Below are 26,187 nucleotides of genomic sequence, written 5' to 3' on the forward strand. Positions count from 1 at the left end.
GGGGCGTTTTTATTTTCAGTTCTCCGTCTTTTTCATGCCTTCATCCCAGGGAGCGTCCATGTTTGTCCAGATTCTAGGTTCCGCCGCCGGCGGTGGTTTTCCGCAGTGGAACTGCAACTGCGTGAACTGCGCAGGGTTTCGCGACGGCAGCCTGCGGGCCCAGGCTCGCACCCAATCGTCCATCGCAATTTCCGATGACGGGGTGAACTGGGTACTGTGCAATGCCTCCCCGGACATCCGCGCCCAACTGCAGGGTTTTGCCCCCATGCAACCGGGCCGCGCACTGCGGGACAGCGGGATCAGCGCCATCATCCTCATGGACAGCCAGATCGATCACACCACCGGCCTGCTCAGCCTGCGCGAAGGCTGCCCGCATCAAGTCTGGTGCACCGACATGGTCCACGAAGACCTGAGCACCGGTTTCCCCCTGTTCAAGATGCTCAGCCACTGGAACGGCGGCCTGAACTGGAACCGCATCGAGCTCGACCAGAGTTTCACGGTTCCGGCCTGCCCCAACCTGCGCTTCACCCCCCTGCCCCTGCGCAGTGCCGCACCGCCCTATTCGCCCCATCGTTTCGACCCGCACCCAGGAGACAACATCGGCCTGATCGTCGAAGACCTGCGCAGCGGCGGTAAGCTCTTCTACGCGCCGGGCCTGGGCAAGGTGGACGCGCCGCTGCTGGAGATCATGTCCGCCAGCGATTGCCTGCTGCTGGACGGCACCCTGTGGGAAGACGATGAAATGCAGCGCCGTGGCGTCGGTACCCGCACCGGCCGGGAAATGGGCCACCTGGCCCAGAACGGCCCCGGCGGCATGCTAGAAGTGCTGGAACAGCTGCCCCGCCAGCGCAAGGTGCTGATCCACATCAACAACACCAACCCGATCCTCGACGAAGACTCCGCCGAACGTGCCGAACTGGTACGCCGAAAGGTGGAAGTGGCTTACGACGGAATGAGTATTGAGCTGTAGGCCGTATCGCCCACAAGCTCGACCCAAGAGCCTTGGCCCCTTTGCGTAGGGGCGGGCTTGCCCACGAAAGGGCAGCCCCCCGGAGAACACACATGACCGACACCTCGCTGTCCCCCGCCGAATTCGAGCAGGCACTGCGCGCCAAGGGCGCCTACTACCACATCCATCACCCCTATCACGTGGCGATGTATGAAGGCCGGGCGAGCCGCGAACAGATCCAGGGCTGGGTCGCCAACCGCTTCTACTACCAGGTGAACATCCCCATGAAGGATGCGGCGATCCTCGCCAACTGCCCGGACCGGGAAATTCGCCGCGAGTGGATCCAGCGCCTGCTGGACCATGACGGCGCCCCGGGTGAAGACGGTGGCATCGAAGCCTGGCTGCGTCTGGGCCAGGCCGTGGGCCTGGACCCGGACCAGCTGCGCTCCCAGGAGCTGGTGCTGCCCGGCGTACGTTTTGCCGTGGACGCCTACGTCAACTTCGCCCGCCGCGCCAGCTGGCAGGAAGCCGCCAGCAGTTCGCTGACCGAGCTCTTCGCCCCGCAGATCCACCAGTCGCGCCTGGACAGCTGGCCCCAGCATTACCCGTGGATCGACCCGACCGGCTACGAGTACTTCCGCACCCGTCTGGGCCAGGCCCGTCGCGATGTCGAGCACGGCCTGGCGATCACCCTGCAGCACTACACCACCCGTGCCGGTCAGGAACGCATGCTGGAAATTCTCCAGTTCAAACTGGACATCCTTTGGAGCATGCTCGACGCCATGAGCATGGCCTATGAATTGAACCGCCCGCCCTATCACAGCGTCACCGATCAGCGGGTCTGGCATAAGGGGATCACCCTATGAGTTTCGACCGCAGCAAAACCCCACGCTGGCGTCCCGGCTACCGCTTCCAGTACGAGCCGGCACAAAAGGGCCATGTATTGCTCTACCCGGAAGGCATGATCAAGCTCAATGACAGCGCCGCGCTGATTGGCGGCCTGATCGACGGCGAGCGCGACGTGGCGGCGATCATCAAGGAACTTCAGCTGCAGTTCCCAGGCGTGGCCGAGCTCGGTGACGACATCGAGCAGTTCATGGAGGTCGCCCGTGCCCAGCACTGGATCGAACTCGGCTGAGTCGGTGCTGCTGCCCGACAAACCGGAAGTCGGCCTGCCACTGTGGCTGCTGGCCGAGCTGACCTATCGCTGCCCACTGCAATGCCCCTACTGTTCCAATCCGCTGGACTTTGCCGAGCAGGGCAAGGAGCTGAGCACCGAACAGTGGATCAAGGTGTTCCGTGAAGCGCGGGAGATGGGCGCGGCGCAGTTGGGCTTCTCTGGGGGCGAGCCGTTGGTGCGCCAGGACCTCGCCGAACTGATCGGCGAGGCGCGCAAGCTGGGCTTCTATACCAACTTGATCACCTCCGGCATCGGCCTGACCGAGCAGAAGATCAGCGACTTCAAGAAAGCCGGCCTGGACCATATCCAGATCAGCTTCCAGGCCAGCGACGAGCAAGTGAACAACCTGCTGGCCGGTTCCAGGAAAGCCTTCGCCCAGAAGCTGGAGATGGCCCGTGCGGTCAAGGCTCACGGCTATCCGATGGTGCTGAATTTCGTCACCCACCGGCACAACATCGACAAGATCGACCGCATCATCGAGCTGTGCATTGCCCTGGAAGCCGACTTCGTCGAACTCGCCACCTGCCAGTTCTACGGCTGGGCCCAGCTCAACCGCGTCGGCCTGCTGCCCACCCGGGAGCAACTGGTGCGCGCGGAACGCATCACTAACGAATACCGCGCCAAGCTGGAAGCCCAGGGGCACCCCTGCAAGCTGATTTTCGTCACCCCGGACTACTACGAGGAGCGTCCCAAGGCCTGCATGAACGGCTGGGGCAGCATCTTCCTCACCGTCACCCCGGACGGCACCGCCCTGCCCTGCCACGGTGCGCGGCAAATGGCGGTGAAGTTCCCCAATGTGCGCGACCACAGCATGCAGCACATCTGGTACGACTCCTTCGGCTTCAACCGCTTTCGCGGTTACGATTGGATGCCGGAGCCATGCCGCTCCTGCGACGAGAAAGAAAAGGACTTCGGCGGCTGCCGCTGCCAAGCCTTCATGCTCACGGGGGACGCCAGCAATGCCGACCCGGTGTGCAGTAAATCGGAACACCACGGGATGATTCTCAAGGCCCGCGAAGAATCCGAAACGGCCACCCAAACCATTGAACAACTGGCCTTTCGCAATGAACGAAACTCACGCCTCATCGCCAAGGGTTGAGCCCTTCAGCGCCAACCAGGCCACCACCGCCGGGATCGATTTTGCCGAGCTGCAACTGACACCCGATGGCGTGTTCTGGAATGAATACCGTCCTGCGGACGCCAGCTGCCGGATCTGGCATTGGCAGCAAGGCCAGGCCCGCTGCCTGACGCCGCCGGGGTTCAGCGTCCGCAGCCGCGTCTATGAATACGGCGGGGGCGCCTTCTGCCTCAGCGGCGACTTCCTGCTGTTCGTCAATGAAGCGGACCAGCAACTGTATCGGCAGCCACTGACAGACGGCGCGCCAGTGGCCCTGACCCAGGGCGACTGGCGCTACGGGGACCTGCATGCTCACGCCGATCAAGTACTGGCCGTGGAAGAGTGCGCCAACGAGCACCGGCTGGTGGCCATCGACATCCACAGCGGCCAGCGCCGCCTGCTCGCCGCCGGAGCCGACTTCTATGCCGCTCCGACCTTGAGCCCCAATGGCCAACGCCTGGCCTGGATCGAATGGGATCGCCCCCATCAGCCCTGGACCAGCACTCGCCTGATGCTCGTCGAACGCCTGGCCGATAGCACTTGGGGTGATCCCCGTTGCATGGCCGGTGATGGCCAGGAAGAGTCCCTGCAACAACCGCGCTTCGATCAGCACAACCAACTCTATTGCCTCACGGATCGCCAGGGTTTCTGGCAACCCTGGGCCGAATCGGCCAGCGGCTTGCGGCCGCTGCCCTGTGCCGCAGCTGATCATGCCCCTGCCCCCTGGCAGTTGGGGTGTCGCACCTGGATGCCCCTTGGCGGGGACTCCTGGTTCGGCAGTTGGACCGAGGAAGGGTTTGGCCGTCTCGGACTGAGTCACGCCGACGGTTCGCAACAGGACTTCAGCGGCAACTACAGCCGCTTTCGCGGCCTGGCGCTGGATAAGCGCTACCTGTATTGCATCGCGGCGTCCCCTGTCAGTCCTTCGGCCATCATCGCCATCGAACGTGAAACCCGGCAGGTGCATGTGTTGGCCGGCGGTGTCGCGCCACTGCCGAAGGAGCGCATCAGCCGACCGCAACCCCTGTGCTATCCCAGCGGCGAAGGACAGGCCCACGGTTTCTTCTACCCGGCCATGAATGGCGTCAACAGACCACCTCTGGTGGTGTTCATTCACGGCGGCCCGACCTCTGCCTGCTATCCGATCCTGGACCCGCGCATCCAGTTCTGGACCCAGCGCGGTTTTGCCGTGGCCGACCTAAACTACCGGGGCAGCAGCGGTTATGGCCGGGCCTATCGCCAGGCCCTGCATCTGCGCTGGGGCGAAGTGGACGTGGAAGATGCCTGTGCGGTGGTGTCCTATCTGGACCAACAAGGGCTGATCGACCCAAAGCTGGCGTTCATCCGTGGCGGCAGCGCCGGGGGCTACACCACCCTTTGCGCCCTGGCCTTCGCCAAGGTCTTCTGTGCCGGCGCCAGCCTATACGGGGTCAGCGATCCCATTGCCCTGACCCGCTCCACGCACAAGTTCGAGGGGGATTATCTGGACTGGCTGATTGGCGATCCAGAGCAGGATAACGAGCGCTATCTGGCGCGCACGCCACTGCTGTACGCCAGCAACATCAGCGTGCCCGTGGTGTTTTTTCAGGGTGAGTTGGACGCCGTGGTGGTGCCCCAGCAAACCCGCGACATGCTCAAGGCGCTCCAGGACCAGGGCATCGCCGCCGAGGCCCATTACTACCCGGATGAGCGCCACGGCTTTCGCAAGGCGGACAATCAGGCTCATGCGCTGGAACAGGAATGGCGGTTTTATCAGAAGGTGCTGCAAGCGCAATGCTGAGCGGGTGCTGCCCGTTCCGTTGGAACGGGCAGCTTGGATAATCAGCGTTTAGCGATGATATACACCGCGTGCACGATACCGGGGATGTATCCGCACAGGGTCAGCAGGATGTTCAGCCAGAAAGCGCCGCCAAAGCCCACTTGCAGAAAGACCCCCAAGGGCGGCAAGAGAATGGCGAAGATGATGCGAATCAAGTCCATAGGGCAGCTCCTGATAGAAGTCGGGCTCGGCTGAGCCTCACCAGCAATCGACCCTGGCCGCGTGCCAGGGTTCACCGCAAATCTTGCCCTCCTGAACAGCCCGGAGACAAAAAAACGCCCCGTGCGAAAAATCGGACACGGGGCGACGCGTTATACCGCGAGACGGTTCAGGAGTTCAGTCAACGTAAAGTCGGATGTGCTCGGCACCGATCGTCAGAGAATGCTTCAGGATCAGCACAGATTTCAGACAGCTACTCCCTTGCGGCATTGCAACTGCGCGGTCCGCACGCGGGAAAAGGCCCGGGTCAGGCGCAGGAGCATTTCGTCGATATTGCCCTTGCTGACACTCAGGGCCGGGGTGAAACGCAAACAGTCCGATTGCGCAGCACTGAGCAACAGGCCCTCGTGCAACGCTGCCTTGAGTACCTCCTGCGCTGAGTCGTCCGCCAGGCTCATACCCCAGAACAATCCATGCCCTCGTACCTCGCCCTGGGCATAACGGCCCGCCAGTTGGGTCAACTGCTGTCCCAGGTACTGACCGTTGCTGCGCACTTGCTGCAGAAAACCATGCTCCTGCAGACTGTCCAACACGGCCAGGCCGGCGGAGGTCATCAATGCATTGCCGTGGTGGGTGCCGTCCAGCTCGCCCTGTTCGAAACAACAGGCCTTGCCCCGTGCCAGCAACGCCGCCAGGGGCACCCCGCCGCCGAGGCCCTTGCCCAAGGTGATGATGTCAGCGCGCACGCCATACAATTGCTCGGCCAAGAGGGTGCCGCAACGGCCGATGCCGGTCTGGACTTCATCGAGGATCAACAGAATGCCCAGCTCACGACACAGGCGCTCCACCCCTTTGAGGTAGTGTTCTGTCGCCGGAATGACCCCCGCTTCACCCTGGATCGGCTCCAGCATGATGGCCACGGTCTGAGCATCCACCGCCGCGTGCAAAGCAGGCAGATCATTGAAGGGCACCTGGCTGAAGCCTGGCAGCTGAGGTTCGAAACGATTGCCCGCAGAGCCATTGCCCGCAGCCGATAGCGCGGCAAAACCACGGCCATGACAACTGCGGCTGGCAGTGATGATGCCCGCCGCGCCGCCACGATGCAGCTGGCCCCACTTGCGTGCCAGCTTGATCGCCGCCTCACAGGCTTCGCTGCCACTGCTCAGCAGATAGGCCTGGTCGCTACCAGTGCTACGGCACAGCCGGTCGGCGAGCTTGAGCATGCCGCGGTTGTAGAAGCCCGAGCCGGGATTGATCAGCGACTGGGCCTGAGCGGCGATGGCGTTGACCAGTACCGAAGGGCTGTGGCCCAGGCTGTTGGCGGCCCCGGCCTGAGTGAAGTCCAGGTAGGTGCGATCATTGCTGTCCCACAGCCAGGAGCCCTGGCCACGGACGAACACCGGTTGCGGGCGCTGCACGCTGGGCATCAGGCACTCACTGGCGCAGGCATCGTCCGAGGCGCTCGCACAGGGCTCGATAACCAGATCGTCCAGGCTTGGCGGAGTACGGCGCAGATTGAACAGATTCATGCCCGCAGCCCCTCCAACGGCAGGCCCTGCAGGCGTGAGGACCAATCCTCGACACAGCCGGTGCGCAGACGCTTGATGGCGATATCGCGCCAGCGCGAGGACAGCGCCGGACAATCAATCAGGGTTTTCAGGCCTGTGTGCTCCAGAGGCTCCTGGAAAAAACAGCGCAGGGCCCAGGCCACGGTCAAGCCGGGATAACTGCGCTGGATCAGTTCGAAGGGTTCGTCCGCCTGGACAAAGCCGGGTTTGAGTACCCGGTAGAACCAGCCGCAGCGTCCGTTGTCCTGGGCTTGCTGGGGCAGATTGACCAGGCCCCAACGCTGGCTCAGACGGTAGCAAGGGGAACGGGGCTGGCTGATCTGCAACAGCGCACCGCCCCAACGGAACATGTCCCCCAGGCACACCTGATCTTCGGTCAGGCCACGTGTCGAGAGATTTTCCCCAAAGGCCGGAGCCGTCCAATCGAACTGTGGATAACGTTTGCGCCAGTGGGCGTAATGCTCAGCGGGATAGTGGTGCAGAGCTCGCTCAGGGCCCGTATGGAAGCGCGGATCACCCTGTTCATCGCTGCCCAGGCCTTGTGGCCATAACCAGAGACGGTTTGCAACCGGGTGCTTGTCGGTGTCTATGACCAGACCCTGGCCGAGATTTTTTGCCTTGCCTATGTAAACACCATCGACGTAAACGGTATTCATCGCGCGTCTTGGCCCTGTAAGCCCTGTGAATAGGCGCTAGACTAGGCGTCTTGCGGGCTTCGGGCCATTTCGTTTTTTAAGCTTTTTCGATAAGAAATACTTATGGATTTCAAGCAACTGCGTTATTTCGTCGCGGTGTATGAAGAAGGCCACGTGGGCCGTGCAGCGGAGCGCCTGTCGATCTCACAACCGGCACTCTCCCAGCAGATCCGTCAATTGGAGCAGAACCTCGACGTCAGCCTGTTTGAACGCAGCAGCAAGCGCCTGTTGCCGACCCTGGCCGCCCATACGCTGTACAACCACGCCCTGCCTTTGCTCGACGGCCTGCAACAAGCCCGTGAGGCCCTGCGCAACTTCAAGGGCCAGGCCCTGCGCACCCTGGCCATCGGCGTACTGCAGACGGTGCATAGCAGCCTGGTGCCGCAGATGCTCGAACGAGTGCGCAAGGCCCAGCCCCACCTGGTGGTGCAGATCTACGAATTGACCGGCCTGGAGATCGAACGACGCTTGCTCAATGGCTCGCTGGACATCGGCATCAGCTACCTGCCGCCACGCCAACCAGGTTTGCATGGTGTCCCGCTGTATGAAGATGAGCTGACACTGGTCATACCCGAGCAGCATCCACTGCGCGAGTTCAAGAAGGTCTCCATGAGCCAGGCTGCAGAGTTGCCGATGCTGCTGTTGGGCGAGGAGTTTCAGATCCGCCAGATCTGGCAAGCGCAGCTGGCCAATCTGGGGCGGCGCCCCCAGGTGCAGGCGGAGCTGAACAATATGGCCGGTATTCTCGACAGCCTGCCCCATACACGACTGGCCACCGTACTTCCGGGGCGCTCACAACAACAGCACGGCAACAAGGAACTGCTGTGGAAGCCTCTGAGCGAGCCGAGGGTGCCATTGAAAGTCGGATTGGTCTGTCGGGATCTGCAGCGTCAACAAGGAACGCTGGAACTGCTAAGGACGTTATTGGAGGATTCGATGAATACCCAAGATGGGCGCTTGGGCGGCACTGCGGTGCCAGAAATCCTGGGTTGAAGTCGCGAAAATAAAAAACCCGGACAAAAGAAAACCCCGCCGAAGCGGGGCTTTGCAGACTGTTTCCCTGACATCCTTTTCACTCCGCCATCCTGGCAGAATCCTACGTGTCCATGTTGTTGCTTTGCGCTTCCTGCGCGACGTCCATGTGAAGTAGATTAGCCTCAGCCGTCATCTACCGATATGGACGATCAGCAGCACGTTATGTAAGAGATGACTTACAAACGCTCTCCTCAATTAAAACTGCTCAGCCTCTAACAGGAACAGCGATTCACTACCCGCTTTCACCGAGGCGGTCAGCGAGTGAATACGCGGCAGCAGACGGGCAAAATAGAACCGCGCAGTCCCCAGTTTGCTGGCATAGAAGTCCTCTTCCTGCTCCTTGCCCAGCGCCGCCTTGGCCATCAGGGCCCACATGTAGGCGTAGGCGGTGTAGCCAAAGACCTGCAGGTACTCCACCGAAGCCGCTCCGATCTCGTTGGGGTTACTGATGGCCCGATCCAACAGCCAGGCTGTCAGCTCATCCAGATTATCCAGAGCCTCATTCAAAGGCCGAGTGAATTCGCCCAGTTTCCCATCGGCGGTGGCGGTGAAATGGCGAATTTCATCGGCGAACAGGCTGTAGAACGCGCCGCCGCTGCCGACGATCTTGCGCCCCACCAGGTCCAGCGCCTGAATGCCGTTGGTGCCTTCATAGATCTGGGTGATCCGCACGTCGCGCACCAACTGCTCCTGGCCCCACTCACGGATGTAGCCGTGGCCGCCGAAGATCTGCTGGCCATGAACCGTGGTCTCCAGGCCAAGGTCAGTAAGGAACGCCTTGGCCACGGGAGTCAGCAAGGCCACCAGGCTTTCCGCGCGCTTGCGGGTCTCGGCATTTTCGCTGAACTTGGCGGTATCCAGCTGCATCGCCACATAGGTGGAGAATGCCCGGCCACCTTCGTTGGCAGCCTTCATGGTCAGCAGCATGCGCCGCACGTCCGGGTGCACGATGATCGGGTCGGCGACCTTGTCCTTGGCTTGTGGCCCGGTCGGCGAACGGCTCTGCAGGCGGTCACGGGCATATTCCACAGCGTTCTGATAGGAGCGCTCACCGGTGGCCAGCCCCTGGATACCCACACCCAGGCGCTCGTAGTTCATCATGGTGAACATTGCTGCCAAGCCCTTGTTCGGCTCGCCCACCAGATAACCTATGGCTTGATCGAAGTTCATCACACAGGTGGCCGAGGCCTGGATACCCATCTTGTGTTCGATCGAACCGCAGCTCACCGGGTTGCGCTCACCCAGGCTGCCATCGACGTTGACCATGAACTTGGGCACCAGAAACAGGGAGATCCCCTTGGGCCCGGCCGGCGCATCCGGCAGCTTGGCCAGCACCAGGTGAATGATGTTTTCCGTCAGGTCGTGCTCACCACCGGTAATGAAGATCTTGGTCCCGCTGATGGCATAGGAACCGTCAGCCTGAGGCTCGGCCTTGGTGCGAATAATCCCCAGGTCGGTACCGGCATGGGGCTCGGTCAGGCACATGGAACCGGCCCAGACACCAGCGTACATGTTCGGCAGGTAGGTGGTTTTCAGCTCTTCGCTGGCGTGGGCGTTAATCGACAGGCAAGCCCCGGCGGTCAGCATGGGATACAGGCCGAAGGCCAGGCTCGCGGAGTTGACCATTTCTTCGACCTGGGCCGATACCGCCTTGGGCATCCCCATGCCACCGAACTCCGGATCACCGCCCACACCGACCCAGCCGCCTTCGGCGTACGTCTGGTAGGCCTGTGGAAAACCTTCCGGAGTGGTCACTGCCGTGTCCTTCCAGTGACAACCTTCCTCATCGGCGCTACGGCTCAGCGGAGCGATGCTTCTGGCAGTGACTTTGCCCGCTTCCTCCAGAATCGCCTCAACCGTCTCGGCGTCCACAGTTTCGGCCAGAGCTGGCAGTTGAGCCCAGAGTTTGGCGACCTCGAAGACTTCATTGAGGACGAAGCGCATATCGCGCAGGGGCGCTTTGTAGTCAGCCATGGCAAACCTCGCAAGATCTAAACAAGCGGGCCACAACGGGCCCATTTACGAAAAGCCGAGTGTACCCGAACAACTTTTGCGACACATAGGGTCAACTCATGACTTTATTGTTAATTTTAGTCACGACCAGATCCTCGCAAGAAAAAGCCCGCGAGAAGCGGGCCTTGTCCAGGGCACATCAGCGTACTTACAAGGCGAACATCTCCGCCGGCAGGCTCATCAGGCAATCACTGCCTGCTTCGATTGCCGCCAGATGGGCGCCGGTACGTGGCAGCAGGCGCTTGAAGTAAAACGCACAGGTGGCCAGCTTGGCGGTGGCGAAATCGCCGTCGCTTTTACCCGCATCGAGTTGTTGCTGAGCCACCAGGGCCATACGCAGCCAGAGATAGCCCAGGACGATGTAACCGCTGTACATCAAGTAATCCAGGGCTGCGGCACCCACTTCCTCCGGGTTCTTCATGGCGGCCATGCCCACCTGGGTGGTCAACTCGCCCCATTGACGATTCAGACCATCGAGCTGCGCAACGTGGGCCTTCAACTGCGGATGCTCGGCATTGGCCACGCAGAACTTGTGCACGATCCTGGTGAAACCCAGCAACAGCTTGCCCTGGCTACCCAGCACCTTGCGGCCCAGCAGGTCCAGGGCCTGGATACCGTTGGTGCCCTCATAGATTGGCGCGATGCGACAGTCACGCACCAGCTGTTCCATGCCCCACTCACGAATGTAGCCATGGCCGCCAAACACCTGCATGCCGTGATTGGTCACCTCCAGCCCGGTCTCGGTCATGAAGGCCTTGCAGATCGGGGTGAGGAACGCCAGGAGGTCCTCTGCCTGCTGACGCTGCGCCTGGTCGCGACTCAGATGAGCCACATCCAGCAATTGGGCGGTGAAATAGGCCAAAGCCCGGTTGCCCTCATTGAACGCCTTCATGGTCAGCAGCATGCGCCGCACGTCGGGGTGGACGATGATCGGGTCAGCCGCCTTGTCCGGCGCCTTGGGCCCGGACAAAGAGCGCATCTGCAAACGATCGTTGGCGTACTTGATCGCTCCCTGAAAGCTGGCCTCCCCCAGGCACAGCCCCTGCATTCCGGTGCCCAGGCGCGCGTGATTCATCATGGTGAACATGCAGTTCAGGCCTTTGTTGGCCTCGCCGATCAGGAAGCCCTTGGCGCCGTCGAAGTTCAGTACACAGGTGGCCGAGGCCTTGATTCCCATCTTGTGCTCGATGGAGCCGCAACTCACACCATTGCGCTCACCGACTTCACCTGCTGCGTCCGGCAGGAACTTTGGCACGATGAACAGGGAAATGCCTTTGGTCCCGGCCGGGGCGTCCGGCAGTTTCGCCAGCACCAGGTGAATAATGTTTTCACTCAGGTCGTGCTCGCCGGCAGAGATGAAAATCTTGCTCCCCGATAACGCATAACTGCCATCGGCCTGTGGCACCGCGCGGGTCTTGATGATGCCCAGGTCGGTACCGCAATGGGCCTCGGTCAGGCACATGGTGCCGGTCCACTGCCCTGCGGTGAGCTTGTTCAGGTACAGCTGCTTCTGTTCGGCGGTGCCATGGGCATGAATCGCCGACATCGCACCATGGGTCAGCCCCGGGTACATGCCCCAGGAGGTGTTGCTGGAACCCACCATCTCGCTGATCACCAGCCCCAGGGAATGGGGCAGACCCTGGCCACCATAGGCAGGATCGGCGGCCAAGCCATGCCAGCCGCCTTCGACGTATTGGGCGAAAGCCTGTTTGAAACCTTTGGGGGTGGTTACGACGCCATTGTCGAAATGGCAGCCTTCCTCGTCACCGGAGCGGTTCAGCGGCGCCAGGACGTTCTCGCAGAACTTCGCCCCTTCCTCGAGGATCGCGCGGACCATGTCCGGGCTGGCGTCGCTGGCTCCCAGTGCGGCGTAACCGCCATGAAAGTCGAAGACATGATCGATCAGGAAGCGCATGTCGCGCAGGGGAGCTTGATACTCGGGCATGGTGATTTCTCCGGCAGCAGGTTTCTCCAACCTACTGCCGCCGCCCTCAGCCTGCCAATGACGCTCCAGTCGCTGAATGCGCCATCATCACTCAACCCGCAGCCGTATCCATGCGCACTGCACCACGGCGATTCTGCCCGAATGCCATGACGCAGTTACGCCCCGCGCCCTTGGCGCTGTAGAGCGCCTGGTCGGCGGACTTGAGCACTTCCTCGGGAGTCCGGTGCTCCATCAGCCGCTCGGCGACACCGATACTGATGGTCACCGAAACACTGGAAGCCGCCGCAACGCCACGGCGTTGGCGGCCTTGCTGGTCGTCCTGGGGGCGATTGTCCTGGTTGCGCAACTGAATGTTGTAGGTAGCGATGATCTCGCGAATCATCTCCAGGTGCGGCATGCACTCGTCCAGGGTCTTGCCGGCAAATACCACGGCAAACTCTTCCCCGCCGTAACGATAGGCACGCCCACCGCCAGTGACTTTTGACAGTTTGCTGGCCACCAGGCGCAGCACCTGATCCCCGACATCGTGACCGTGGGTGTCGTTGAATTTCTTGAAGTGATCGACGTCAGTCATGGCCAGCACATAATTGCGTCCCAGACGCTGCATACGCTCATTAAGCGCCCGACGCCCCGGCAAGCCGGTCAACTCGTCACGGAACGCCATCTGATAAGCCTCATGGGCCACCGCCGCGGCGATCATCAGCATGACTTGACTGCACATGATGTTCAGAGTGAATGGCAGGATGAACGTCTTGGGCAGCATCCAGAACAAACCCAGCAAGCCCACCAACTGCGCTGCGTGCAGTGGGCGCGGACTGCGCCAGTACTGGATCGCCAGCAGCAGGAATGCCGCGAAAAATACTGGATACGACAACTGGATCAGGCTCATCCAACTGCCATGCAACGCCGGCCAACGGATCTCTGCCAACCAGTTCAGCAACGCCTGTGGGTAACTCTGCTCCAGGCCCAGAGCGACGCTGCCAAACGCCAATAACACGGCAAAACGCGCCACCATGTCCTGAAACAGGTGGGTGCGTTCCTGCCAGGCCGCAAACAGGCCAAATAACAAGGGTAGCAACAGGCAGCAGAGGTGGAATACCACCGCGGCATCTTCGCGGACCCTGCCGTTATCCCGGTAGAAATCGGTCTGGGTATCCAGCAGAAAGTAGGCGATGTACACCGTGACCATCAAAAACAGTTCGCGCTGGCGTCGGTACACAGCGCAATAGGCTCCGCCAAGCAATAGCACCAGTGTTGGCAGCACATTGAACAGCGAAGTGAAGAAGACGTTGAGGTCTTTGACGTAGGCGGCCGCCAGCCCCGCAAGCAGAAGCAGCAAAGACGGTAGAAAGTGACTGAAACGTACAGCGGAAGAACGCGGCAAGGGTAAAACTCCGACCCGGCTGATCAATAGATGGCATTGTGCCTTCATTTGCTGAAGTTAAGCACACGTGGTGTGACAGACATCACATTGCCATCTCTTTAACGGCAGGAAATCGCATCTGCTTAGCGATTTAGTCGGGAATTTTCATGAAGATTCTGCAGGCACAAAAAAGCCGCCCGACCCGAAGGGAGAGCGGCTTTCTGAAAAAGTTCGGTGAGGCTTAGTAGGCCAGGCCGAAGTCCTCTTCCTTCATGTCCATCAGGTTGTTGGCACCCGACAACATGGTTGCAACGTGAGTGCGGGTACGCGGCAGGATGCGCTGGAAGTAGAAGCGCGCAGTCTGCAGCTTGGCGGTGTAGAAAGCCTCTTCGGTAGTGCCGGCTGCCAGCTTTTCAGCCGCCAGACGGGCCATGTCGGCCCAGAAGTAGGCCAGGCAGGCATAACCGGAGTACATCAGGTAGTCCACCGAGGCAGCACCCACTTCTTCACGGTCCTTCATCGCGGCCATGCCCACTTTCATGGTCAGCTCGCCCCACTCCTTGTTCAGCGCTGCCAGCGGTGCAACGAACTCCTTCACGGACTCATTGCCTTCGTTGTTCTGGCAGAACTTGTGGACGATTTTAGTGAACCCCTTGAGGGCTTCGCCTTGCGTCATCAGAACCTTGCGGCCCAGCAGGTCCAGGGCCTGGATGCCGGTGGTGCCTTCGTACAACATCGAGATACGGCTGTCGCGAACGTTCTGCTCCATGCCCCACTCAGCGATGAAGCCGTGGCCACCGTAGATCTGCACACCGTGGTTGGCGGACTCGAAGCCAACTTCAGTCATGAACGCCTTGGCGATTGGAGTCATGAACGCCAGCAGTGCATCAGCTTTCTTCTTCTCTTCTTCATCCACACCGTATTTGACGATGTCGACCTGCTTGGCGGTGAAGTACACCATCGCCCGGTTACCCTCGGCGAAGGCTTTCATGGTCAGCAGCATGCGACGTACGTCAGGGTGCACGATGATCGGATCAGCAGCCTTGTCCGGCGCTTTCGGGCCAGTCAGGGAGCGCATTTGCAAACGATCGCGAGCGTATTTCAGACCGCCCTGGAAGCCGATCTCGGCATGGGCCAGGCCTTGCAGAGCAGTACCCAGACGAGCGGTGTTCATAAAGGTGAACATGCAGTTCAGGCCTTTGTTCGCCGGGCCGATGAGGAAACCGGTGGCCGCGTCGAAGTTCATTACACAAGTGGCGTTGCCATGGATACCCATCTTGTGTTCCAGGGAACCACAGCTCACGGCGTTGCGCTGACCGACGCTGCCATCAGCGTTGGGCAGGAATTTGGGCACGATGAACAGCGAAATGCCTTTGGTGCCGGCCGGTGCATCCGGCAGGCGGGCCAGAACGATATGGACGATGTTGTCGGCCATGTCGTGCTCACCGGCGGAGATGAAGATCTTGGTACCGGTGACTTTGTAGGAACCATCAGCCTGAGGTTCGGCCTTGGTGCGCAGCATGCCCAGGTCGGTGCCACAGTGCGGCTCGGTCAGGCACATGGTACCGGTCCACTCGCCGGACACCAGTTTGGTCAGGTAAGCCTCTTGCTGCTCAGGAGTCCCGTGCTCGGAAATGGTGTTCATCGCGCCATGGGACAGGCCTGGGTACATGCCCCACGACCAGTTGGATTCACCGACCATTTCGCTGACTGCCAGGCCCAGGGATTCAGGCAGGCCCTGACCACCGTGCTCAACGTCGTGGGCCAGGCTAGGCCAGCCGCCTTCGACGAATTGCTTGTAGGCTTCTTTGAAGCCAGTCGGGGTCTTAACGCCGGATTCACTCCAAGTACAACCTTCCAGGTCGCCTACACGGTTCAGCGGCGCCAGTACCTGCTCACAAAACTTCGCACCTTCCTCGAGAATGGCGTTAACCATGTCCGGAGTGGCGTCCTGGCAAGCCGGGAGGCTCTGATAGTGCGCCTCATAGCCGAGCAGCTCGTCACGAACGAAGCGAATATCACGCAAGGGGGCCTTGTAGTCAGGCATAGCGATAAACCTCTGCTGATGTAACCGGGAATGAACAACCGCATCGAATTTTTATGGCGGTCAAACAGTTGTTTGAAACATACGTTTACGCCTAAATCTTGTCAAGCGTCGCGCAAATGCCTTTCGTCACCAGCACAAAATCAACGCCCAGGCGAACACCCACGGCACCGGCCATGAAATTGTAGGAGCCGGCTTGCCGACGATCAGCGATGCAGAGGAATAAAACGTGTTACAGAAAGGAAAGGCATGAAGACAAGCCTGCCTTCAATGGAAAGCAGGCTTTAGCAGAGGAGTATCAAGCGTAGGTATCGATCAGCGTACCGAGGACTTCATCAGAGGCCTTGGCGACCTTCACGCCCAGTTCCACCTGGATCTTGCCCATGGACATATCGACCATGCTGCTGGCCAGGTCCGAATCCTGGCTGCGATCCACGCCACGCAGACGATTGACCGAATCCACCGACGCCTGACTGTCGGCAGAGCGCTCAACGGCGCTGCTGGCGATCTGGCTGGAACCTTGATCGACACGATTCTGCCCAGTCTGAATCGCGTTCAGTCCGGCGTAGAAAGCGCTGTTCCCGGAAATTTCCATAGGAGAACTCGACCTTGAAAATGAATGACGGATGTTATTGAAGCAGACCCGTCAAAAAAACACCCGTCAAAAACACTAATGGCAATGTGCCTTGCCATAGGCAAAATCTAGTCCAGCAGATCCAACTGCAGATGCTCGGCCACCGCCTCGGCACTGGCTGGCTTGAGTCGCGGCACCCGACCCAGGCACGGCGCGGGCAAGCGCTCGGCCAAAGTCGCGAGGTTTTCTTCCAGACGAGAGGTCTTCGGATCGATGATATTGGCTACCCAGCCCGCCAGTTGCAGACCGTCCTGGGCAATGGCCTCGGCGGTCAACAATGCATGGTTGATGCAACCCAGACGCACACCCACCACCAGAATCACCGGCAAGCCCAGCGCCATGGCCAGATCCGACAGATTGTCCTGATCCGCCAGAGGCACTCGCCAGCCACCCGCGCCTTCGATCAGGGTGAAGTCCGCGCCCTTGGCCAGAAGGTGACGCATGGGCGTCAGCAATGACTGCACTGTCAGCGCTACCCCGGCTTCTCGCGCCGCCAGGTGCGGTGCGATGGGCGGCTCGAAAGCGATCGGATTGACCTCTTCATAGCTCAATGGCAACGACGACTGTGCCAGCAACGCCAGAGCATCGGCGTTGCGCAGGCCCTTGGCGCTCAACTCGCATCCGGAGGCCACAGGTTTGCCTGCCGCGGTACTCAACCCGGCCAGCCGCGCTGCATGCAGCAACCCCGCGGCAATGGTGGTTTTACCCACATCGGTGTCGGTGCCGGTAATGAAATAGGCAGCACTCATAACGGTTTCTCCAACACGGCATACACCACCTGATAGGTCGCCGGCAGTCCCTGGGACTGACGAAAACCCTCGTAAGCCTCGATCAACCCGGCGATACGCGCCCGTCCGGTGAGGCCGCCGGGACGACCGGGATTCAGATTGTGTGCCCCCAAGGCTTTCAACTCATGGGTCAGACTACGCACATCCGAGTAATGCAGGACATGGGGAACACTCTCCAGGCTACGTACCTGCAAACCACTGGCATCGCACAAGTGGCGATAGCGTGCGAACTCACGAAAGCGATTGACGTGGACCTGCCCATCGACCCGCCCCCAGCTCTCACGCAGCTCCTGCAAGGTGCCGACACACAGACTGGCGAACGCCAGCACGCCTCCCGGTTTCAGCACCCGCCGGACTTCACTGAGCACTGCCGCAAAATCCGCGCACCATTGCACCGCCAGGCTGGAGAAAATCAGCTCGCAGCTGCTGCTCTGCAACGGCAGGCGCTCAGCATCTCCGGCCAAGAAGTGCTCGGCGCCACCCAGAGGCCGCGCGTGCTTGAGCATGCCCTCGGCAATATCCAGAGCCAGACCCTGACTGCCGGCGAAGCGTGCCCCCAGCACTCGACTGAAATGGCCCGTACCGCAGCCCAAATCCAGCCAGCGCGCAGGCGTCCAGTCTTCAGGCAAACGGCTCAGCAATTGCTGGCCGACCGTGCGCTGCAACTCGGCAACGCTGTCGTAACTGGCTGCGGCGCGGGAAAACGAAGCCGCCACCTGACGCTTGTCAGGCAGGCCTGCGGGCAAGACAGGAACAGACAAATCAGTCATCACCGGACTCATGCAAGAAAGCCTGGATTGCCCCCGCCACTCCGTGGGGATCCTCCAGAAGAAAACCGTGGCTGGCCTGCTCAATCAGACCAACTTCTACATCCGGCAACAACGCCAGCAGCTCGCTGGCCGCCTCGGCGGGCACCAAGCCATCAAGCCCGGCGAACAGGTGCAACTGCGGCCCGCCAAACTCCTGCAACGCCGCTCGACTATCCAGCTGCGCCAGCAACTCCAGGCCCGCCATCAACACCGGCCCTGGGGTCGTCGGGGCGCCGCCCAGGAGCAACCGCGACAAACCTCGTGGGTCGGCAGCACCTTGGGCACAGAGCAGAGAAAAGCGCTTGAGGGTCGTTCGCGGATCAGCGGCGCAGCCGGCCAGGAAACCGTCGAAGGTTTGCGCAGCCATGGCACTGGACCACTGCTCATGCGCGACGAAACTGGGGTTGCTGGCCAGGGTCAGCAGGCCGCAGCAGCGCTCGCCGCGACGAGCCGCCAACTCCGAAGCGAGCATGCCGCCCAGAGACCAGCCCCCCAGCCAGGCATTGTCCGGTATCGCGTCATCGAGTTCGTCCAGCCATTCCTGCAGATCACTGGAGGTCAGTTCCGGCAGCGGCTCGATCTCTACCCGCAAGTGTTCGTCCAGTCCCTGCAACGCTGCCGCCAAGGGTTGCAGAGGCGACACACCCAGCCCCCAGCCCGGCAACAGAATCAGTCGATCACGCATGGCTCGGCCCCGTTTGCAGTTCACTGAAACAATCCGCCAACGCGCTTAACAATAGCTGGACCTGCGCCTCGCTGTGGGCTGCGGACAAGGTCACCCGCAGCCGCGCACTGCCGGCCGGTACAGTCGGCGGACGGATGGCCGTGACCATGATTCCCCGCGAACGGAGCATCCGTGACAACTCCACGGCCCGGGCACTGTCGCCCACCATGATCGGCTGGATCGGCGTAAAGCTGTCCATCAGCTCCAGGCCGATCTGCTCGGCGCCCTGACGGAACTGACGGATCAGGTTCGCCAGGTGCTCACGCCGCCAGTGTTCGCTGCGCAGCAACTCCAGGCTTTTCAGGGTGGCGCAGGCCAGCGCCGGTGGCTGGCTGGTGGTGTAGATATAGGGCCGGGCGAACTGGATCAGGCTTTCGATCAGCTCTTCACTGCCGGCGACAAAGGCGCCGGCGGTACCGAAGGCCTTGCCCAGGGTGCCGACCAGCACCGGCACCTCATCCAGCCCCAGGCCGAAGTGTTCCACCAGCCCGGCACCGTTGGCCCCCAGCGGGCCAAAGCCATGGGCATCGTCCACCATCAACCAGGCACCGCGGGCCTTGGTTTCCCGAGCCAGGGCCGGCAGGTCGGCGACATCGCCGTCCATGCTGAACACCCCATCGGTGACCACCAGGGTATTGCCGGTGGCCTTCTCCAGACGTTTGGCCAGGCTCTCTGCATCGTTGTGTAGATAGCGATTGAAGCGCGCACCGGAGAGCAGGCCGGCATCCAGCAGGGAAGCATGGTTGAGACGGTCTTCCAGCACCGTGTCGCCCTGCCCCACCAACGCCGTGACCGCACCGAGATTGGCCATGTAGCCCGTGGTAAACAGCAACGCCCGCGGACGCCCCGTGAGTTCGGCCAGGGCTTCTTCCAAAGCGTGATGGGGAGCGCTATGACCGATCACTAGATGAGAAGCACCGCCGCCCACGCCCCAGCGGCTGGCACCGGCGCGCCAGGCTTCGATCACCTGCGGGTGATTGGCCAGGCCCAGGTAGTCGTTGTTGCAGAAAGCCAGCAATGGCTGGCCGTCCACCACCACTTGCGGCCCCTGAGGGCTTTCAAGCAGCGGACGCTGGCGATAGAGATGTTCAGCACGACGGGCTGCAAGCCGTGCTGCGAGATCAAAAGACATGCTGGCCTCGATATTGGCTCACAGACACATTACCCGTAGGAGCTGGCTTGCCAGCGAAACCGCCGACGCGAAACCCGTTGGACTTACGCAGTTCGCGGGATTCGCCGGCAAGCCGGCTCCTACCACAGGAGATCAGACGGCAGCGTTGTAGAACTGCTCGCTGCTCTTCTGCTCCACCAGGGCCTGCTCGATGGCCGCCTGGTGCACTTCGTCGGCATGTTCTTCCCGGGCTTCGGGCTGGATGCCCAGGCGCGCGAACAACTGCATGTCCTTGTCGGCCTGCGGGTTGGCGGTGGTCAGCAGCTTGTCGCCGTAGAAAATCGAATTGGCACCGGCGAAGAATGCCAGGGCCTGCATCTGCTCGTTCATCGCTTCGCGGCCGGCGGACAGGCGCACGTGGGATTGCGGCATGAGGATCCGTGCCACGGCGAGCATGCGGATAAAGTCGAACGGGTCCACGTCCTCAGCGTTTTCCAGCGGCGTACCGGCCACCTTCACCAGCATGTTGATAGGCACCGACTCCGGGTGCTCCGGCAGATTGGCCAGCTGGATCAGCAGGCCGGCACGGTCGTCCAGGGACTCGCCCATGCCGAGAATGCCGCCGGAACAGATCTTCATCCCGGCGTCACGCACGTAGGCCAGGGTTTGCAGACGCTCGCTGTAGGTGCGGGTGGTGATGATGTTGCCGTAGAACTCCGGCGAGGTGTCGAGGTTGTGGTTGTAGTAGTCCAGGCCAGCCTTGGCCAGGGCCTCGGTCTGGTCCTGATCGAGACGGCCCAGGGTCATGCAGGTTTCCAGGCCCATGGCTTTCACGCCTTTGACCATCTCCAGCACATAGGGCATGTCCTTGGCCGAAGGGTGCTTCCAGGCGGCGCCCATGCAGAAACGCGTAGAGCCGATGGCCTTGGCCCGAGCGGCCTCCTCCAGCACCTTCTGCACTTCCAGGAGCTTTTCCTTTTCCAGACCGGTGTTGTAGTGGCCGGACTGCGGACAATATTTGCAATCTTCCGGGCAGGCGCCGGTCTTGATCGACAGCAAGGTGGAAACCTGGACCCGATTGGCATCGAAATGCGCGCGGTGCACCGTCTGCGCCTGGAACAGCAAGTCATTGAACGGCTGGACGAACAGGGCTTTGACTTCAGCCAAAGTCCAGTCATGACGCAGGGTAGCGGTGGTGCTGGCGCTCATGGGCGATTCCTTGATTATGCTTGGCAAGCGGCGCGGGACAGGGAAAGTCCACAGCCGCAACACGGATGTTCGGCATATTTAAGGAAGAGCCATGCACTGTCAACCCGAATACAAAGGACCGGTTTACATCTGGTCAAAAAACAAACAGATCTGTTTGCTATGCGATGAACCCAGCGATTCAGCCCTGGCCCTGTGCAGTTCATGTCAGGACGAACTGCCCTGGCTCGGCGCCCAATGCTCGGTCTGCGCCCTGCCCCTGCCCGCCGCCGACCTGACCTGTGGCCAGTGCCTGCAACGTCTCCCCGCATTTCGACGGGTCATCGCCCCCTGGCGTTACGATTTTCCGGTGGACAGCCTGATCAGCCGTTTCAAACACCATGAAAAGTGGCCTTTTGGCCGTCTGATGGCCGAGCTTCTCAGCCAATACCTTCACTATCGCTACGATGAAGGCCTGCCCCGGCCAGACTGCCTGCTGCCGGTGCCGCTGTCCCGCCGACGCCTGCGCCAGCGGGGCTTCAACCAGGCCGGCATGCTGGCCCAGTGGCTGGGAGAGCAACTGCAACTGGCGGTGGAACCCCATCTGCTGCTACGTACCCAGGACACCCCGGCGCAACAAGGCCTGGGTGCCCGTGCCCGTCATCGCAACCTGAACCAGGCCTTCGCCCTCACCGCCGACGCGCCTGTGGTCGGCCGGCACCTGGCCCTGGTGGACGACGTCCTCACCACCGGTGCCACCGCCCAGGCCCTGGCCCGGCTGCTGATCAACGCCGGCGCTCGTCAAGTGGATGTCTATTGCCTGGCCCGGACCGCAAGACCCGACACCCCCGACTGACTTGACTCTCATCGCTCAAGCCGCAAACTCCCTGTCCATCTTCGGTGCCCAAAGCGTCCTTGCCATGTCCTTGCCCACTCTGTTGACCCAGCACATCGTCCGCCGCCCGCAACGCATCGCCCTGCTGCAACACATTGCCGAACAGGGCTCCATCACCCGCGCGGCCAAAAGCGCCGGCCTGAGCTACAAGGCCGCCTGGGATGCCATCGATGAGCTGAACAACCTGGCCCAGAGTCCGCTGGTAGAACGCAGCGTCGGCGGCAAGGGCGGTGGCGGGGCCAAGCTCTCCGCCGAGGGCGAACGCGTGCTGCGCCTTTACCAACGCCTGCAAGCACTGCAGGCCCAAGTGCTGGAAGCCGCAGAAGATGCCAGCGATCTCGATCTGCTGGGGCGCCTGATGCTGCGCACCAGTGCCCGCAACCAGCTGCACGGCAAGATCCGCGGGATCGAGCCTCAAGGCTGCAATGACCTGATCAGCCTGGAACTGCCAGAAGGCCTGATCCTCAAGGCGCAGATCACCCACGACAGCACCCAGCGCCTGGAGCTGGCCCCCGGCACCGAAGTGGTGGCCTTGATCAAGGCCGGCTGGCTGGACCTGCATCCTGCCGACGCTCCGGTAACAACTGGACACAATTGCCTGAGCGGAATCATCGAGCAGATTCTCGACGCCGAAGATGGCCCCTGCGAGGTGCGCATCAGCCTGCCCAACGGCCAGACCCTCTGCGCCCTGGCCGAGCCGCACCGGCTCAAGACGCTGGAAATGACCGAAGGCAAACCGGTCCAGGTGCAGTTCTCTGCCTCCCATGTCCTGCTCGGCACCCCGTTGTAACCAGAGCGCAACGACTTCTGGCTGCAACATATTCGTCATAGGCGCTCATTAAGGTGGCTGCAAAAACCCGCAGGGAGCCTGATATGAGCCTGTTAGAAGAACACCAACCCACCGACCTGGAACAGATGGTCGGCCTCAGCCGCCGGGGTTTCATCGGCGCCGGCGCCCTATGTGGCGCCGCCCTGTTTCTCGGTGGCGGACTGTTGAGCCGCAGCGCCCTGGCCGCCAGTGTCAGCGCCGGCAATAGCCAACTGCTGGGCTTTGCCGGCATTGCGGCCGCCACCAGCGACAAGATCACCCTGCCTGCGGGCTACACATCCTCGGTGCTGATCAGTTGGGGCCAACCGCTGGCCAAGAACGGACCGGCCTTCGACCCCAGCGGCAACGGTACCGCCCGGGCTCAGGAAGTGCAGTTCGGCGACAACAACGACGGCATGAGCCTGTTCGCCTTCCCGGACGACAAGCACCGGGCGCTGATGGCGATCAACAACGAATACACCAACTACCGCTACCTCTATCCCCACGGCGGCCAGCCGCAATCCGCCGAGGACGTGCGCAAGGCCCAGGCCAGCGAAGGGGTTTCGGTCATCGAAGTGCAGCGCAAGAACGGCCAGTGGCAGTTCGTCCAGGGTTCACGCTACAACCGACGCATCCACGGCAACACGCCGATCCGGCTCAGCGGCCCCGCCGCCGGCCACGACCTGCTCAAGACCAGCGCCGACCCCAAGGGCAAGAAAGTCCTCGGCACCTTCCAGAACTGCGCCAACGGCAAGACGCCCTGGGGCACTTATCTGACCTGCGAAGAGAACTTCACCGACTGCTTCGGCAGCAGTAACGCTGAGCAGAAGTTCGACGCGGCGCAGAAACGCTACGGCGCGGTGGTGACCAGCAAGGACATCAACTGGCACCCCCACGACCCGCGTTTCGACCTGGCAAAGAACCCCAACGAGCTCAACCGTCACGGCTGGGTAGTGGAAATCGATCCCTTCGACCCGCAATCGACACCGGTCAAACGCACCGCCCTGGGCCGCTTCAAACATGAAAACGCCGCCCTGGCACAAACACGCGACGGCCGCGCCGTGGTCTACATGGGCGACGATGAGCGCGGGGAATTCATCTACAAGTTCATCAGCCGCGACAAGATCAACCACCGCAACCCCAAGGCCAACCGCGACCTGCTGGACCACGGCACCTTGTACGTGGCGCGCTTCGATGCCGGCGACGGCAACCCGGACCGTCCCAAGGGCCAGGGTCAGTGGATCGAGTTGACTCACGGCAAGAACGGCATCGACGCCAGCAGCGGCTTCGCCGACCAGGCCCAGGTACTGATCCAGGCTCGACTGGCCGCCAGCGTGGTCCAGGCCACGCGCATGGACCGCCCGGAATGGATCGTGGTCAGCCCCAAGGACGGCCAGGTCTATTGCACCCTGACCAACAACGCCAAACGTGGCGAAGACGGTCAGCCGGTGGGCGGCCCCAACCCCCGGGAGAAGAATGTCTACGGACAGATCCTGCGCTGGCGCACCGGCGGCGACGATCATGGCGCGATGAGCTTTTCCTGGGACCTGTTCGTGGTGGCCGGCAATCCCGGCGTGCATGCCGGCCAGCCCAAGGGCGGCTCGTCCAACATCACCCCGCAGAACATGTTCAACAGCCCCGACGGCCTGGGTTTCGACAAGGCCGGACGCCTGTGGATTCTCACCGACGGCGACTACAGCAACAGCGGCGATTTTGCCGGCATGGGCAATAACCAGATGCTCTGCGCCGACCCGGACAGCGGTGAAATCCGCCGTTTCATGGTCGGACCGGTGGGCTGCGAAGTCACCGGGATCGCCTTCGCCCCGGACCAGAAGACCTTGTTCGTCGGCATCCAGCACCCGGGAGAAACCGGTGGCTCGACCTTCCCCGAGCACCTGCCCAACGGCAAGCCACGTTCCTCGGTGATGGCTATCACCCGGGAAGATGGCGGCATCATCGGCGCCTGAACCCGCCCCTCGCCAAACCGGCCCCTACGCCCGTAGGAGCCGGCTCGCTGGCGAACCCGGCGCCCAGCCGAACCACCCGCAAACCCTCCCCCCACTGGCTCCCCGTCTGCGTTACCATGCTTGGCCGGACGCGGCAGCCTGCTGCGCGCAGGAGTAAGCATGTCGCACCCGTTTGAAACACTGACCCCCGACCTGGTTCTCGACGCCGTTGAAAGCATCGGTTTTCTCAGCGACGCCCGCGTGTTGGCGCTCAACAGCTACGAAAATCGCGTCTATCAAGTCGGCATCGACGAAGGCGAACCGCTGATCGCCAAGTTCTACCGCCCCCAGCGCTGGACCAACGAAGCGATCCTGGAAGAACACCGCTTCACCTTCGAACTCGCCGAGTGCGATGTGCCGGTGGTCGCGCCGATCATCCACGACGGCGCCAGCCTGTTCGAGCACGCGGGCTTTCGCTTTGCCCTGTTTCCCCGGCGTGGCGGACGCGCACCTGAACCGGGCAACCTGGATCAACTCTATCGCCTCGGGCAATTGCTCGGTCGCCTGCACGCCGTGGGCGCCACCCGCCCCTTCGAGCACCGCGAAGCCCTGGCCGTGAAAAACTTCGGTCATGACTCACTGGCGACCCTGCTGCAAGGCAACTTCATTCCCAAGAGCCTGCTGCCGGCCTACGAGTCCGTGGCCCGGGACCTGCTCAAGCGGGTGGAAGAGGTCTACCAGGCCACCCCGCACCAGAACATCCGCATGCACGGCGATTGCCACCCCGGCAACATGATGTGCCGCGATGAAATGTTCCATATCGTCGACCTGGATGACTGCCGCATGGGCCCGGCGGTGCAGGACCTGTGGATGATGCTGGCCGGCGACCGCCAGGAGTGCCTCAGCCAGCTCTCCGAGCTGATGGACGGCTACAGCGAGTTTCATGATTTCGACCCGCGGGAATTGGCCCTGATCGAACCGCTGCGAGCCCTGCGCCTGATGCACTACAGCGCCTGGCTGGCACGACGCTGGGACGATCCGGCCTTTCCCCACAGCTTCCCCTGGTTTGGCAGCGAACGTTACTGGGGTGAACAGGTACTGGCCCTGCGCGAACAGTTGGCGGCCCTCAACGAAGAACCGCTCAAGCTGTTCTGACCCTGCCTGCAGGAACTGGCTTGCCAGCGAAGGGCCCCATGCGCTCGCCTTCGCCGGCAAGCCGGCTCCTACAAGAATCCGCCTCGATACAACGCTAACTGTAGGAGCTGGCTTGCCAGCGAAGAGGCCCGTAAGGTCGCATTGCCCACAAGCCCTCCCCCACAGAAACCGGCAGCGCAAAAGTCAGGACAGGTCTAGACAATTGTCCTTACAATCCGGTCTTTGTTAGCTGCCTAAGCAAGGAC

The 26,187-nt window shown here is 61.8% G+C and carries 23 protein-coding genes; 10 read left to right on the plus strand and 13 right to left on the minus strand.

Annotated features, from left to right (window positions below; genetic code table 11):
* Positions 1–58: 58 nt before the first annotated feature.
* The 5 genes from pqqB to FW796_RS10315 all read left to right on the plus strand — a co-directional run bounded on the left by pqqB (position 59) and on the right by FW796_RS10315 (position 5,026).
* Positions 59–970 (plus strand): pyrroloquinoline quinone biosynthesis protein PqqB, encoded by a 912-nt coding sequence (gene pqqB, locus FW796_RS10295; RefSeq protein ID WP_102881051.1) that lies wholly within the window; start codon positions 59–61, stop codon positions 968–970.
* 92 nt (positions 971–1,062) lie between these two features.
* Complete coding sequence (gene pqqC, locus FW796_RS10300) at positions 1,063–1,815, plus strand: pyrroloquinoline-quinone synthase PqqC (protein ID WP_404937793.1); 753 nt, start codon at positions 1,063–1,065, stop codon at positions 1,813–1,815.
* Positions 1,812–2,087: a pyrroloquinoline quinone biosynthesis peptide chaperone PqqD gene (pqqD, locus tag FW796_RS10305; protein WP_346633109.1), complete on the plus strand. Its 276-nt coding sequence runs from the start codon at positions 1,812–1,814 to the stop codon at positions 2,085–2,087. The genes pqqC and pqqD overlap by 4 nt, the downstream gene beginning before the upstream one ends.
* On the plus strand, positions 2,059–3,228 hold the full coding sequence (gene pqqE / locus FW796_RS10310) for a pyrroloquinoline quinone biosynthesis protein PqqE (protein WP_404937794.1): 1,170 nt from the start codon (positions 2,059–2,061) through the stop codon (positions 3,226–3,228). The genes pqqD and pqqE overlap by 29 nt, the downstream gene beginning before the upstream one ends.
* Entirely contained in the window at positions 3,194–5,026 is a 1,833-nt protein-coding gene (locus tag FW796_RS10315) for a S9 family peptidase (RefSeq protein ID WP_446439323.1), read from the plus strand. The genes pqqE and FW796_RS10315 overlap by 35 nt, the downstream gene beginning before the upstream one ends.
* Positions 5,027–5,067: 41 nt before the next feature.
* Here the strand turns inward: FW796_RS10315 and FW796_RS10320 are convergent, their stop codons facing one another.
* The 3 genes from FW796_RS10320 to FW796_RS10330 all read right to left on the minus strand — a co-directional run bounded on the left by FW796_RS10320 (position 5,068) and on the right by FW796_RS10330 (position 7,448).
* The gene (locus FW796_RS10320) at positions 5,068–5,226 is read right to left on the minus strand and encodes a YqaE/Pmp3 family membrane protein (RefSeq protein WP_011063854.1); all 159 of its coding nucleotides are present in this window, start codon (positions 5,224–5,226) and stop codon (positions 5,068–5,070) included.
* 243 nt (positions 5,227–5,469) lie between these two features.
* Positions 5,470–6,753, minus strand: a complete 1,284-nt coding sequence (locus FW796_RS10325; protein WP_346633112.1) for an aspartate aminotransferase family protein — start codon at positions 6,751–6,753, stop codon at positions 5,470–5,472.
* The gene (locus FW796_RS10330; RefSeq protein ID WP_446439324.1) at positions 6,750–7,448 is read right to left on the minus strand and encodes an MOSC domain-containing protein; all 699 of its coding nucleotides are present in this window, start codon (positions 7,446–7,448) and stop codon (positions 6,750–6,752) included. Before FW796_RS10330 ends, FW796_RS10325 begins: the two co-directional genes overlap by 4 nt.
* Before the next feature lie 102 nt (positions 7,449–7,550).
* On the opposite strand from FW796_RS10330, the gene FW796_RS10335 reads away from it, so the two are divergent.
* Positions 7,551–8,480 (plus strand): LysR family transcriptional regulator, encoded by a 930-nt coding sequence (locus FW796_RS10335; RefSeq protein WP_346633114.1) that lies wholly within the window; start codon positions 7,551–7,553, stop codon positions 8,478–8,480.
* Positions 8,481–8,717: 237 nt separating this feature from the next.
* Here the strand turns inward: FW796_RS10335 and FW796_RS10340 are convergent, their stop codons facing one another.
* The 10 genes from FW796_RS10340 to bioB form a co-directional block, all read right to left on the minus strand.
* Complete coding sequence (locus FW796_RS10340) at positions 8,718–10,496, minus strand: acyl-CoA dehydrogenase C-terminal domain-containing protein (RefSeq protein ID WP_446439325.1); 1,779 nt, start codon at positions 10,494–10,496, stop codon at positions 8,718–8,720.
* Between the two features lie 187 nt (positions 10,497–10,683).
* Positions 10,684–12,480: an acyl-CoA dehydrogenase C-terminal domain-containing protein gene (locus FW796_RS10345; protein ID WP_446439326.1), complete on the minus strand. Its 1,797-nt coding sequence runs from the start codon at positions 12,478–12,480 to the stop codon at positions 10,684–10,686.
* Between the two features lie 91 nt (positions 12,481–12,571).
* Positions 12,572–13,864 carry a GGDEF domain-containing protein gene (locus tag FW796_RS10350; RefSeq protein WP_102861949.1) on the minus strand — a complete coding sequence of 431 codons (1,293 nt, stop codon included), beginning with the start codon at positions 13,862–13,864 and terminating at the stop codon, positions 12,572–12,574.
* A gap of 220 nt (positions 13,865–14,084) precedes the next feature.
* On the minus strand, positions 14,085–15,890 hold the full coding sequence (locus FW796_RS10355; protein WP_446439327.1) for a phenylacyl-CoA dehydrogenase: 1,806 nt from the start codon (positions 15,888–15,890) through the stop codon (positions 14,085–14,087).
* Between the two features lie 295 nt (positions 15,891–16,185).
* Positions 16,186–16,482, minus strand: coding sequence for a pyrroloquinoline quinone biosynthesis protein PqqE (locus tag FW796_RS10360; RefSeq protein WP_346633118.1), 297 nt, complete (start codon positions 16,480–16,482; stop codon positions 16,186–16,188).
* A 107-nt stretch (positions 16,483–16,589) separates the two neighbouring features.
* Positions 16,590–17,270, minus strand: coding sequence for a dethiobiotin synthase (gene bioD / locus FW796_RS10365; protein ID WP_346633119.1), 681 nt, complete (start codon positions 17,268–17,270; stop codon positions 16,590–16,592).
* Entirely contained in the window at positions 17,267–18,079 is an 813-nt protein-coding gene (gene bioC / locus FW796_RS10370; protein ID WP_446439328.1) for a malonyl-ACP O-methyltransferase BioC, read from the minus strand. The genes bioD and bioC overlap by 4 nt, the downstream gene beginning before the upstream one ends.
* Positions 18,072–18,803, minus strand: coding sequence for an alpha/beta fold hydrolase (locus FW796_RS10375; RefSeq protein WP_346633121.1), 732 nt, complete (start codon positions 18,801–18,803; stop codon positions 18,072–18,074). The genes bioC and FW796_RS10375 overlap by 8 nt, the downstream gene beginning before the upstream one ends.
* Positions 18,796–19,974 (minus strand): 8-amino-7-oxononanoate synthase, encoded by a 1,179-nt coding sequence (bioF, locus tag FW796_RS10380; protein WP_346633122.1) that lies wholly within the window; start codon positions 19,972–19,974, stop codon positions 18,796–18,798. Before bioF ends, FW796_RS10375 begins: the two co-directional genes overlap by 8 nt.
* A gap of 132 nt (positions 19,975–20,106) precedes the next feature.
* The gene (gene bioB, locus FW796_RS10385) at positions 20,107–21,162 is read right to left on the minus strand and encodes a biotin synthase BioB (protein ID WP_346633123.1); all 1,056 of its coding nucleotides are present in this window, start codon (positions 21,160–21,162) and stop codon (positions 20,107–20,109) included.
* Positions 21,163–21,253: 91 nt separating this feature from the next.
* Between bioB and FW796_RS10390 the strand changes: the two genes are divergently transcribed.
* From FW796_RS10390 to FW796_RS10405, 4 genes are all read left to right on the plus strand, one after another.
* Positions 21,254–21,994, plus strand: a complete 741-nt coding sequence (locus FW796_RS10390; protein ID WP_446439329.1) for a double zinc ribbon domain-containing protein — start codon at positions 21,254–21,256, stop codon at positions 21,992–21,994.
* A gap of 64 nt (positions 21,995–22,058) precedes the next feature.
* On the plus strand, positions 22,059–22,823 hold the full coding sequence (locus FW796_RS10395) for a TOBE domain-containing protein (protein WP_446439330.1): 765 nt from the start codon (positions 22,059–22,061) through the stop codon (positions 22,821–22,823).
* A gap of 83 nt (positions 22,824–22,906) precedes the next feature.
* Positions 22,907–24,808, plus strand: a complete 1,902-nt coding sequence (locus FW796_RS10400) for a PhoX family protein (protein ID WP_346633126.1) — start codon at positions 22,907–22,909, stop codon at positions 24,806–24,808.
* A gap of 159 nt (positions 24,809–24,967) precedes the next feature.
* A complete protein-coding gene (locus FW796_RS10405; RefSeq protein WP_346633127.1) occupies positions 24,968–25,942 on the plus strand; it encodes a serine/threonine protein kinase in 975 nt (324 codons plus the stop codon).
* Positions 25,943–26,187 lie beyond the last annotated feature (245 nt).

This window comes from Pseudomonas sp. 910_21 (genome assembly GCF_052850735.1).

Bases quoted from the DNA above. Each gene is read 5' to 3' on its own strand.
- FW796_RS10355 (WP_446439327.1), bottom strand. From the start codon at position 15,890: ATGCCTGACTACAAGGCCCCCTTGCGTGATATTCGCTTCGTTCGTGAC.
- FW796_RS10345 (WP_446439326.1), bottom strand. From the start codon at position 12,480: ATGCCCGAGTATCAAGCTCCCCTGCGCGACATGCGCTTCCTGATCGAT.
- FW796_RS10400 (WP_346633126.1), top strand. From the start codon at position 22,907: ATGAGCCTGTTAGAAGAACACCAACCCACCGACCTGGAACAGATGGTC.
- FW796_RS10320 (WP_011063854.1), bottom strand. From the start codon at position 5,226: ATGGACTTGATTCGCATCATCTTCGCCATTCTCTTGCCGCCCTTGGGG.
- FW796_RS10335 (WP_346633114.1), top strand. From the start codon at position 7,551: ATGGATTTCAAGCAACTGCGTTATTTCGTCGCGGTGTATGAAGAAGGC.
- bioC (WP_446439328.1), bottom strand. From the start codon at position 18,079: ATGACTGATTTGTCTGTTCCTGTCTTGCCCGCAGGCCTGCCTGACAAG.
- FW796_RS10330 (WP_446439324.1), bottom strand. From the start codon at position 7,448: ATGAATACCGTTTACGTCGATGGTGTTTACATAGGCAAGGCAAAAAAT.
- pqqC (WP_404937793.1), top strand. From the start codon at position 1,063: ATGACCGACACCTCGCTGTCCCCCGCCGAATTCGAGCAGGCACTGCGC.
- bioB (WP_346633123.1), bottom strand. From the start codon at position 21,162: ATGAGCGCCAGCACCACCGCTACCCTGCGTCATGACTGGACTTTGGCT.
- FW796_RS10395 (WP_446439330.1), top strand. From the start codon at position 22,059: ATGTCCTTGCCCACTCTGTTGACCCAGCACATCGTCCGCCGCCCGCAA.
- FW796_RS10360 (WP_346633118.1), bottom strand. From the start codon at position 16,482: ATGGAAATTTCCGGGAACAGCGCTTTCTACGCCGGACTGAACGCGATT.
- bioF (WP_346633122.1), bottom strand. From the start codon at position 19,974: ATGTCTTTTGATCTCGCAGCACGGCTTGCAGCCCGTCGTGCTGAACAT.
- FW796_RS10340 (WP_446439325.1), bottom strand. From the start codon at position 10,496: ATGGCTGACTACAAAGCGCCCCTGCGCGATATGCGCTTCGTCCTCAAT.
- FW796_RS10405 (WP_346633127.1), top strand. From the start codon at position 24,968: ATGTCGCACCCGTTTGAAACACTGACCCCCGACCTGGTTCTCGACGCC.
- bioD (WP_346633119.1), bottom strand. From the start codon at position 17,270: ATGAGTGCTGCCTATTTCATTACCGGCACCGACACCGATGTGGGTAAA.
- pqqD (WP_346633109.1), top strand. From the start codon at position 1,812: ATGAGTTTCGACCGCAGCAAAACCCCACGCTGGCGTCCCGGCTACCGC.
- pqqB (WP_102881051.1), top strand. From the start codon at position 59: ATGTTTGTCCAGATTCTAGGTTCCGCCGCCGGCGGTGGTTTTCCGCAG.
- FW796_RS10375 (WP_346633121.1), bottom strand. From the start codon at position 18,803: ATGCGTGATCGACTGATTCTGTTGCCGGGCTGGGGGCTGGGTGTGTCG.
- FW796_RS10325 (WP_346633112.1), bottom strand. From the start codon at position 6,753: ATGAATCTGTTCAATCTGCGCCGTACTCCGCCAAGCCTGGACGATCTG.
- FW796_RS10315 (WP_446439323.1), top strand. From the start codon at position 3,194: ATGAACGAAACTCACGCCTCATCGCCAAGGGTTGAGCCCTTCAGCGCC.
- FW796_RS10390 (WP_446439329.1), top strand. From the start codon at position 21,254: ATGCACTGTCAACCCGAATACAAAGGACCGGTTTACATCTGGTCAAAA.